Raw genomic sequence first — 3,335 nt, forward strand, 5'->3', positions numbered from 1 at the left:
GGCGGTGCGGGCTCTCGCCCGGGTGCACCGGTACGCCGAGTGGCTCCGCCGCCCGACCGGGACGGCACCAGCGCTGCCCGGCGTCGATCGGGACGCCGCACACGCCGCCCTCCGCGCCGACGCCACCGACCCGGGCGCGCTGCTGGCCGCGTACGGCATCGACGTGGTGGCCTCGGTGCCTGTCGACTCGGCCGACGCGGCGGTCGACGCGGCAGCACGTCTGGGCTTCCCGGTGGCGCTGAAGGCGGCCGCCCCCGGGCTGCGGCACCGGCTCGACCTGGGCGCGGTCCGCCTCGACCTGCCGGACGAGCCGACCCTCCGTCGGGCGTACGTCGAGCTGGCGGCGGCGTTCGGCGCGGACGCGTTGGTCCAGCCGATGGTCCCGCCCGGGGTGGCCTGCGTGGTGGAGGTGGTGGAGGATCCCGCGTTCGGGCCGGTGGTCGGTTTCGGTCTCGGCGGGGTCGCCACCGAACTGCTCGGCGACCGGGCCTGGCGCGCGGTGCCGCTGACCGACACCGACGCCGCCGAACTTGTCGACGAGCCCCGGGCGGCACCGCTGCTGCGCGGGCACCGGGGTGCCGCACCGGTCGACCGGGCGGCGCTGGCCGATCTGCTGCTGCGGGTGGGTCAGCTCGCCGATGAGCAGCCCCGGGTGCGGTCGCTGACCCTCAACCCGGTGCTCGCCCGTCCGGACGGCATCTCGGTCCTGCACGCCCAGGTACGCGTCGGCGGCGCGGCTGCCCGACCGGACACCGGCCCCCGCCGCCTCTGAGCGTCCGGTCAGGCGCGGCTGGAGATCTGCTGGACGCCCCACGAGTTGCCGTCCGGGTCGGTGAAGAAGAAGAAGCCGACATTGTCCAGCGGATGTGGCGTGGGCCTCGGGTTGGCACCGAGCACCTGGATCTCGCTGACCCGCACACCACGGTCGACCAGCTGCGCCCGGGCCCGTTCGATGTCGGGCACCACCAGTTGCAGGCCCTTGAGCGATCCCGGCGGCATGTCCGGAACGGCGCCCTTGCCGATCACGATCGAACAGCCGGAGCCCGGCGGGGTCAGCTGAACCAGGCGGGCGTCGTCGCTGATCACCGTGTCGTGGTCAACGGTGAAGCCGAGCTGGTCGGCGTAGAACGTCTTGGCCCGGTCCAGATCGGAGACCGGCACGATCACCACTTCCAGCGTCCAGTTCATCGGCCTTCTCCTCGCGTCGTCGGATAACAGTCGCTGCCACCTTCACACACTCGACAGCATGGAAGGCCCCGGCGAATCGCCGGGGCCTTCATGGGAACCGGGTGCCTCAGCAGGCGTACGCCTCCAGGCGCTGGGCCCGCTCCGGGGCGCGCAGCTTCAGCAGCGTCACCTTCTCGATCTGCCGGATCCGCTCCCGGGACAGGCCGAACTCCCGGCCGACCTCGTCCAGGGTGCGCTGCCGGCCGTCGTCCAGGCCGAACCGGAGCCGGATGACCGCCTGCTCCCGCTGGGACAGCGTGGCCAGCACGACGCTGACCTCGTTGCGCAGTTCGCCCTGGGCGGCGGCGTCGCCCGGCTCGGTGCGGGGGTCCACCGCGGCCACGAAGTCGCCGAGCGCGCTCTCCCCGTCGTCGCCGACGGCCTGGTCCAGGCTGACCGGCTCGCGGTCGTAGGAGATCAACTCGATCACCTGGATCTCGGGGATCTCCAGCGCCCGGGCGACCTCGGCAACCGTCGGCTCGCGCCCGAGCGTCACCGCCAGTTCGCGGCGGGCCCGGACCATGCGGTTGACCTGCTCGACCATGTGCACCGGGATGCGGATGGTGCGGGCCTGGTCGGCCATCGCGCGGGTGATCGCCTGTCGGATCCACCAGGTGGCGTACGTGGAGAACTTGTAGCCCTTGGTGTAGTCGAACTTCTCGACCGCGCGGATCAGGCCGAGGTTGCCCTCCTGAATCAGGTCGAGGAACGCCATGCCACGACCGGTGTAGCGCTTCGCGATGCTGACCACCAACCGCAGGTTCGCCTCCAGCAGGTGGTCCTTGGCCGCCCGACCCTCCGTGACGATCAGCTCCAGGTCGGCGCGCAACTCGGCGGAGACGGGGGTGCAGGTGGCCAGCTTCTCGTCGGCGAACAATCCGGCCTCGATGCGCCGGGCCAGGTCGACCTCCTGCGCGGCGGTCAGCAGCTTCGTTCGGCCGATGCCGTTGAGGTAGGCCCGGACCAGGTCGGTGGAGATGCCACGCTCGTCGGTGGCGTCCAGGTCGACGAGGACCTCGACGGCCCCGTCGGTGTCGGTGGTGGTGGCCGGTCGGATCCGTTGTTCCGTCATCTGCAGGCCCATCTCTGTCTCCCCGTTTCCACGTCTGTGCCGTGACTCCGGCCCGGTGGTGCCGGTGTGACAACAGCTTGGCGGGCAGGGCGTAAAACGGGAGTGAGGCGATCGGGCACCCGACAGGAATTGGGTCGCCCGCCGCTGCGGTGTGTCGTCCGGTCAGGTGGTTGCCGGTAATGGCTACGTTGCGGACGGTCGACCATCCTGGTCGGCGAGGACGAGGGATGGAGGACGGGGTGGTCTTCAAACGGCTCATGAAGGCGATGGGCGTCGGCGGCCCGTCGGTGCAGACGGTGTTGGCCAACCCGAGCTGCCGTCCGGGCGGCCAGTTGGAGGGCCGCATCCAGGTGGTGGGCGGTGACCATCAGGTCGACATCGACCAGGTGACCCTCGGCCTGGTCACCCGGGTCGAGGTGGAGAGCGGCGACAACGACTACGACACCACTCAGGAGTTCCACCGCCAGCGGGTCACCGGCGGGTTCCGGCTGGACCCGGGTCAGCGCTACGACCTTCCGTTCCGGTTCGACGTGCCGTGGGAGACGCCGGTCACCGAGCTGTACGGGCAGCACCTGCACGGGATGACGATGGGGCTGCGTACCGAGTTGGAGGTTGCCCGGGCGGTCGACCAGGGGGACCTGGACGCCGTGGCGGTGCACCCGTTGCCGGCGCAGGAGCGACTGCTCGACGGGTTGCTGCGGCTGGGTTTCCGGTTCGCCCGCGCCGACGTGGAGCGTGGGCACATCTACGGCGTACGGCAGACGCTGCCGTTCTACCAGGAGATCGAGTTCAGTCCGTCGTCCCGGTACGCCCGTTCGATCAACCAGCTGGAGGTCACCTTCATCGCCGACGCGCAGCAGATGCAGGTGGTGCTGGAGCTCGACAAGCGCGGCGGTGTCTTCTCCGAGGGTCGGGACGCCTTCGGCCGGTTCACGGTGGACCACGCCACCGCCGACCGCACCGACTGGACCGCCGAACTCGACAACTGGCTCCGCCAGTCCCTAACCCGCCGAGGCCTCTTCTCCTAACCCCACCC

4 protein-coding genes are annotated in these 3,335 nt (G+C 70.9%); 2 read left to right on the forward strand and 2 right to left on the reverse strand.

Features of this window, described 5'->3' with window-relative positions; all coding sequences use genetic code 11:
* A partial coding sequence (locus tag JM949_RS34755; protein ID WP_203152291.1) for an acetate--CoA ligase family protein occupies positions 1-772 on the forward strand: 772 nt, incomplete at its 5' end.
* Between the two features lie 8 nt (positions 773-780).
* Here JM949_RS34755 and JM949_RS34760 read toward each other — a convergent pair.
* Together JM949_RS34760 and sigB are read right to left on the reverse strand one after the other, a co-directional pair.
* Positions 781-1,188 carry a VOC family protein gene (locus JM949_RS34760; protein WP_203152298.1) on the reverse strand — a complete coding sequence of 136 codons (408 nt, stop codon included), beginning with the start codon at positions 1,186-1,188 and terminating at the stop codon, positions 781-783.
* 106 nt (positions 1,189-1,294) lie between these two features.
* Positions 1,295-2,299: an RNA polymerase sigma factor SigB gene (gene sigB, locus JM949_RS34765; protein ID WP_203152299.1), complete on the reverse strand. Its 1,005-nt coding sequence runs from the start codon at positions 2,297-2,299 to the stop codon at positions 1,295-1,297.
* A 239-nt stretch (positions 2,300-2,538) separates the two neighbouring features.
* Here sigB and JM949_RS34770 point away from each other — a divergent pair, with 239 nt between their 5' ends.
* Positions 2,539-3,327 (forward strand): sporulation protein, encoded by a 789-nt coding sequence (locus JM949_RS34770; protein WP_203152301.1) that lies wholly within the window; start codon positions 2,539-2,541, stop codon positions 3,325-3,327.
* Positions 3,328-3,335 lie beyond the last annotated feature (8 nt).

It is taken from the genome of Micromonospora tarensis, from assembly GCF_016803395.1.
In the GTDB taxonomy this organism is placed as follows: Bacteria; Actinomycetota; Actinomycetes; order Mycobacteriales; family Micromonosporaceae; genus Micromonospora; species Micromonospora tarensis.